The sequence below is a fragment of the Bradyrhizobium sp. Rc2d genome, assembly GCF_900099855.1.
Taxonomy (GTDB): domain Bacteria; phylum Pseudomonadota; class Alphaproteobacteria; order Rhizobiales; family Xanthobacteraceae; genus Bradyrhizobium.
Genome location: NZ_FNCU01000060.1, coordinates 44,117 through 50,557 on the forward strand (window position 1 = coordinate 44,117; position 6,441 = coordinate 50,557).

The 6,441-nt window shown below is 57.8% G+C and carries 4 protein-coding genes and 1 pseudogene; 3 read left to right on the forward strand and 2 right to left on the reverse strand.

All coding sequences use genetic code 11. The features are described from left to right. Positions 1-315: 315 nt before the first annotated feature. Positions 316-675, reverse strand: coding sequence for a transposase (locus BLV07_RS50510; protein WP_502690288.1), 360 nt, complete (start codon positions 673-675; stop codon positions 316-318). 878 nt (positions 676-1,553) lie between these two features. Here BLV07_RS50510 and BLV07_RS40440 point away from each other — a divergent pair. The 3 genes from BLV07_RS40440 (at position 1,554) to BLV07_RS40450 (ending at position 5,619) form a co-directional block, all read left to right on the forward strand. After that, entirely contained in the window at positions 1,554-2,648 is a 1,095-nt protein-coding gene (locus BLV07_RS40440) for a KamA family radical SAM protein (protein WP_091897702.1), read from the forward strand. 119 nt (positions 2,649-2,767) lie between these two features. After that, positions 2,768-3,628 carry a MaoC/PaaZ C-terminal domain-containing protein gene (locus BLV07_RS40445; RefSeq protein WP_091897705.1) on the forward strand — a complete coding sequence of 287 codons (861 nt, stop codon included), beginning with the start codon at positions 2,768-2,770 and terminating at the stop codon, positions 3,626-3,628. Positions 3,629-4,758: 1,130 nt separating this feature from the next. Next, complete coding sequence (locus BLV07_RS40450) at positions 4,759-5,619, forward strand: acyl-CoA thioesterase (RefSeq protein ID WP_091897708.1); 861 nt, start codon at positions 4,759-4,761, stop codon at positions 5,617-5,619. A gap of 176 nt (positions 5,620-5,795) precedes the next feature. Here the strand turns inward: BLV07_RS40450 and tnpC are convergent. After that, a pseudogene (gene tnpC / locus BLV07_RS40455) lies at positions 5,796-6,361 on the reverse strand (IS66 family transposase); the annotation flags it as partial. Between the last annotated feature and the right edge of the window lie 80 nt (positions 6,362-6,441).

A 6,441-nucleotide genomic window follows, 5' to 3' on the forward strand; every position in this document is an offset into this window, starting at 1 on the left:
AAAAGGCGCGAGCAGGCGGTGCCATTCTCGTGTGAGAGCCGGGTACAATGCGAGCCGGCTCTTGCCTATCGGTGCTGGGCATTGAAAAGCTGGAGCGGATCGAGCTTGGCGATGGTCGAGGCGCTATTCAACCTAAAGCGGCTTCGCTCACTGAAATAACTCATGAATGTGGGCCCAGGCACACCAGGTCCTGATTCCGATGAAGGCCTTTCAAGGGTGTCCTTCGCAATTGGGATGGCGCTCAGCTCGATTTTGAGGAGGCGGCGGTCGCGTGTTTGTACGGACAGAAAGGCGTGGGCGCGCTTGTCGCACATCTTAGGCATGCTGCGCGGTTCGCTGGAGCCTGTCGCGAGCAAAGCGATTGTATCCGCAATGACGGACGTAGTTGGCACATTCTTCAGAAGTAACCATGTTCAGGGTGCGTCCGATGAGATCCCAGGGGGCATCGGCGGTTCTGGCTTGGGCTTGCCGCAACAGTTCTTTGAGTATGGCGAATGCCATCTCAATCGTACTGAGATCGGGGCTGTAGGGCGGCAGAAATAGTAGGCGCGCGCCGGCGCCCGCGATAAGGCACGCGGCCTCTTCGTTCTCCTGGCTCGACACATTGTGAGGATCACCGTCTCGCCCTCGCGCAGCACGGGGAGGAGGATTTGCTCGACATGGGCTAGGAAGCACTCGGCGTTGATCGGCCCGTCGAGCACGAAAGATGCAATCATCCCTCGCAGGTGAGGCCCGCAAGGAACGTCGTCGTGTTCCAATGGCCGTTCGGCGCATCGCCGATCGCGCGTGCGCTGACATCGGCCCAGGCGTAACGACGCGCCATCACGGTTGTCGTCAAGTCTCATCAAAATCAAGGGCGACCAAAGTCCTTCACGCCGCCACGCTTCCCGGCGCTCAGCGACTTCGGGGCGATCCTGTTCGATGGCCTGCACGGCTTTATTTGAAGCTGATCTCCTCGGCGGCGAAAAACCGCGTCAGCATCGACTTGTCGGCTTACGTCCGTTGCGCGCGAAGCAGACGCTCGGCGATCGCATCGAGCGTCAGATCGTCCAGGAGCCAATCCCAGTGCCGCTTCAACGCGGAACGTCGCTCCGCGCCCGGTCGGCAAAACTGCTGTGCGGCGCATTTTCTCGAACCCCTCACCCAATGGATCGCGCTCGCGATCCCGACCCCGACCCGGAAATCCGTGCCGCCTCGTTCCGCGTAAGACCGGCCTCAACCACGGCCTTGATCACCCAAATCGGAAGAGCCTCCCCATGCGCCATCCCCGCCAGCCCTCCTCCCTGCCTTGAGGATGAATCACGCGTCGCCTGTTTGGGAATCCCTTGCTTCAATTCGATCTCAACACGCTCTCATGGCTCCGACTTAGGTTCGCCATCGCGCCGCTATCCTCGGCGCGCCGCCGTCTGGCGAGTACCTGTGCGCCTTTCTCAACTCTCGAGTCCGATAGTCCTCACCACAATAGGTAGGTATCGATCCACTGTTGATGCTGTATGTAGACGGGGAAGATCGCATTGAATCAAACGCGCTGATAAGGGCAGACGAGGTGCGCAATGGAAATCACAGCTAATCCGCTGGATTGCAGAGCACACGTGTTGAAGTTCATTGAAGAAACTCGCGTCGTTAGCGAGAGTGAACTGCGCGTCAACAACATCACGCCTTATCATGTCACAAAGTACTATCGCGAACAGATCACCAAAAGTGCTTACTACGAACAGCTGAAGTACATTGTAGAGCCCTCAGTCCAGGAGTTCGAGAGCTCTGGCACCTTGGATACGAGCGGCGAGCACGACAACACGGTCGTGCCGGGACTGCAGCACAAGTACGCACAGACCGGCTTATTATTGGTGACAGAACGCTGCGGTTCATATTGTCGTTATTGTTTTCGCAAGCGTATAGTGGGCAAAGCTTCCGATGAAATCGCACCGGATTTCGATCAGGCCGCGCAGTACATTGTGCGCCATCCTGAGATGACGAACGTACTCCTTTCCGGAGGTGACCCGTTCGTGCTTAGCACCGCCAATCTGAACAAGATCGTTGACCACCTGCTGCCAATAAATCATTTGAATTCGATTAGATTTGGAACAAAAATGCTCGCCTACGAGCCAAGGCGGTTTAAAGATTCCGCTCTACCGGCGTTATTCCAGCGCATCCACAGGGCGGGTAAAACCCCAATCATCGTCACGCATTTCGATCACGTAGGTGAGATCTCATGCGACGCAGAGCACCAAGTTCGCGCTTTGCGAGCACAGGGCGTGCAATTCCTTAATCAGTCCGTGCTTCTCGCCAAAGTCAACGATGATCCCGAGATCTTGGCAGCGACGTTCGCCAAATGCCACGACATCGGAGTACGTCCTTACTACCTCTTTCAAGCGAGGCCGGTGAAGGGCGCATCCCATTTTCAGGTCGCACTGCGACGGGGAATAGAGATTGCGCGCGGCGTCAACCAGCGTCTGAGCGGGATCGAGAAGACATTTAAATACATCATGTCCCATTACACAGGAAAAATAGAGATATTGGACTTAGGACAGGATGGCCGCGTGTATATGCGATACCACCAGAACAAAGTTCCCGAGAAGATCGGTAAGATCTTTTCCCGACCGCAGGTCGCGGCCGCCTGCTGGTTAGACGATCTGCCGGAACAATGAGGTCTACCGCACGCGCTCCAGCGCACGAACTCGGAGCGAGTGCGGTACGCCCGCCGCCCCACGAAGCGTATTGAAGTCGAGCGGCCGCACGCCATGGTCTCAACGGTAGAAAGGCTCAGATGCCGATCGACTATCCCGCTGCACTGAACTTAAGGACCTCTGGAGTTCGCTATTCCTGGACTGACAAGGAGGTAATGCTCTATGCGCTTGGAGTGGGCATGGGCTCAGATCCTTTGAAGGAGGAGGAGCTACAATTTGTCAACGAAGCATTTGCAACTTCGAAGCCATTAAAGGTGATCCCGACGTTTGCTTCCGTCTGCGTTTGGGGCGCACGTCCCGGAGTCATTGACCTCAATCGCGTCATGGTGGTTGACGGCGAACGCGACATTACGTTTCACAAGCCAATGCCCGTCGCAGCGAACGTGACGGCGGACGCGCGTGTGAGGGGAATTTATGACAAGGGTAAGGAGAAAGGTGCGATCATTCAGAACGAGGTGGTGGTCAGAGAGGGGGGCGGCGACAAGATCGTCACAATCGTTTCGTCGACCTTCGCGAGGGGGGACGGTGGCTTTGGCGGGCCATCGGAGGGGATGCCCGAGCCGCACCAAGTGCCCCGCCGACCACCAGATAGATCACTCGATATCCCGACCCGACCTGACCAAGCCCTGATCTATCGTCTTTCTGGCGACCGAAACCCTTTGCACAGTGATCCGGAGTTCGCCTGTCGAGCCGGTTTTCCAAGACCCATTCTGCACGGAATGTGCACGTATGGGCTGACCTGCAGAGCCGTCCTGCAGAGCTATGCCGACTACGATCCGTCTGCCTTTAGTCGTCACCGCGCTCGCTTTTCGGCGCCGGTGTTCCCGGGAGAAGTTGTTACCGTCAATCTTTGGAAGGACAGTAATTCGATCTCATTCGAAGCTTGCGTGCGAGAGCGTCGGGTTACGGTCGTCAAGAATGGGTTGACAGTGCTGCACTGAGCAGGAGGCGGACCGTTCCTGGGACCTAAACGGCTGCCAGTTTGCCGCGCTTTTAGCGGTTCTTGCCGACATGCAAAGGCCCGAGGGAACGTCCGCATGGATGCGCCGCGCAGCGCTAATTTGCCTAACCTGAGATGTGGGGAGCACTCCAATTGCGGCCTTCACGCGCGGACCATCCCGGCTGATCGCCCGCTTGGGCTTCACCAGAGAGCGCGGAGGGCCGTTTCGCCGTTCTCGGAGCGAGGCAGACGCGTGCGGCGACGCCGAAGCGCGCTTTGAACTCTCTAAAGAAGTGGGGCAGGCTTGCAGATCCGCAGCATATGCGCGCCGAATTGCCGCTCGCCGCATTGAGGATGGCGATCAAGGGGCAAAAGTCCGGTGTCGACCCGGTCGGTCGCTCCGAGCGCGGATCCAAGACACTTCAAGCTTCACCGCCAAACGCTGCAGACCGCGGGCTTCCGGCCTCAGACGAGCCGTAGAGCCGACTGCTACGGCAGTGCCCCGGTGGAAAGCTTCTTCCACAGGCTGAAGACCGAACTGGTCGTCATCGCCAATATGCAATCCGTAACGATGCAGAGCGCGGCATCTTCACGTACATCGAGGGCTTAATCATCACCGCAGACAATCAGCCATCTTCCATATCAGCCCGGTCGAGATGGAGCTAAAGTCGGCTTGAACCGCCGTCCGCTTCTTTTAGAAGATCAGGACGTCCTTGAGCCGTTGCGGCGACAACGGGCGCGTCTAGGAAGCAGCTCAATCGGGTTTCGCATCGTATTTACGTAAGCCAATCGCATTCAGCTGTTTGCTTCACGACGTGTCCGAAACCAAACGCTCACAGCGCTACCAATGTTGACGCGACAAGAACTTCCTCATTGTGCATCTCGTCACGGGATGCGCGGAGCGGCACGCCGATTGCACAAGCCTTAATGATCGTCATAAGCGGTGGGGCTGTCGAAAGTTCCGTCATGTGAATTGTCGCTCGTACGGTGTGCTGTCGGCGGAGAAGCAGTCAGAATACCGGACTCCGAAACGCGGGGTGCAGGGATGCTTCATCTCTCGAAGGCCCCCGAAACTGGTGCCCATGATCGTACCGCTCCGGCGACGACGCTGGACACGCTAAGAGTTCTTGAATGCAAAAAAGTCGGATCGGTCTTGCAGCTATTCTCGACCTTGAATCGATCGGGGTTGACTTATTTCTCGGCAAGAGCCCAAACGTGGGCGAGCAACGGGTATTCGGCGGCCTAATCATTGGTCAGGCGATATTTGCAGCATGTCGCACAGTCGAAGCCAGGCTGCCGAATTCGTTGCATTGCTACTTCCTCCACACCGGGGATCCTCAGGTACCCTTGATCTACACGGTCGAGCGCCTACGCGATGGCAAAAGCTATTCGACACGGCGCGTCACGGCGACGCAGCACGGTAGCGCAATTTTTTCGATCATGGTCTCCTTCCACAAGGGCGAGGAAGGGGCGTTCGAACACCAGGATAAAATGCCTGCGGTGTTAGCGCCCGAACATTTCGCAGCCGAAAGGTTGTCGAAGCTGCCCCTATATGCCGATCTGCCCGAAATTGTCCGCTGCTACTATGAACCCGATCGTCCGGTCGAGCTTCGTCCCGTTGAGATCGGCAGATATGTCGGCCAAAGAATCGAGAACGGAAGGCTGCATATGTGGATGAAGGCGGCGAAAAAGCTTCCCGACGATCCAGTGCTGCACATATGCGCACTAGCCTATGCCTCGGATTTGTCGCTGCTGGATGCCGTGATGACACGCTACGGGCGCACACTGTTTGATGGACACATCTTGTCCGGAAGTCTTGATCATGCGATGTGGTTTCATCGTTCTTTCCGTGCCGACGATTGGCTGCTCTACGCCAAGGATTCGCCAAGCGCGCAGAGCGGACGTGGTCTCGCCCGTGGGCTGATCTTTAGGCGAGACGGCACGCTTGTGGCTTCCGTCGCCCAGGAGGGCTCGGTGCGCGAGCGACGCTGAGCTTACGCAGACGGAGGAAATTCGTGGCTTGTGCGGGCACACGCAGCAAGCGGCCCCGCCATGCTGCTTATTAATCTAATCTGCGTTCCCGAGAAACAAAGGAGTGGATCAACGACCATCTGTACGCATCCGGCGAAGTCCCCGGCTGGGCCGTTTTGGTGGAAGGCTGATCAAGCTTAAGCGGCGTGAGCGACGCTTTGGGGCTGCCAATTCCAAGGCAGCAGTTCGTCAATGCGCTTGGCAGGATGATCCGGTAGGCGCGCCAACACGTCGGCAAGCCAAGCCTGCGGGTCGATGTCATTGAGTTTGGCGGAGGCTATGAGGCTGTAGATGGCGGCCGCACGCCGGCCGCCCTCGTCGGACCCGGCAAAGGTCCAATTTTTTCGCCCCACCGCGACGCCCGTAGCTCACGCTCAGCAGCATTGTTCGACATGCAAAGCCGTCCGTCATCAAGGACGCGGCTAAATGCATCCCAGCGGCTGAGGCAGTAATTGATCGCTTTGGTCGTGTCGTTGTTCCTGGAGAGCTTGGCGCGCTGCTCGCGCAACCACGCCTCCAGCTCGACGATGAGAGGGCCGCCGCGCTCCTGGCGCACACGCAAACGCTCCTGCGCAGTAAGACCGTTGATCTCGCGCTCGATGGCGAACAGAACATCGATGCGCTTGACTGCCTTGGCCGCGATCGGCGCCCTGCTGAGCCGTGCCAGTTCAAAGAACTTGCGCCTGCCGTGCACCCAGCTTGCGTCAGGACAAGTCCTGGAAAGGAGGAAGAATGTGATCTGAAACCTTTCAACGTGACCCAGAGGGTTCGACGCCCTCGCGG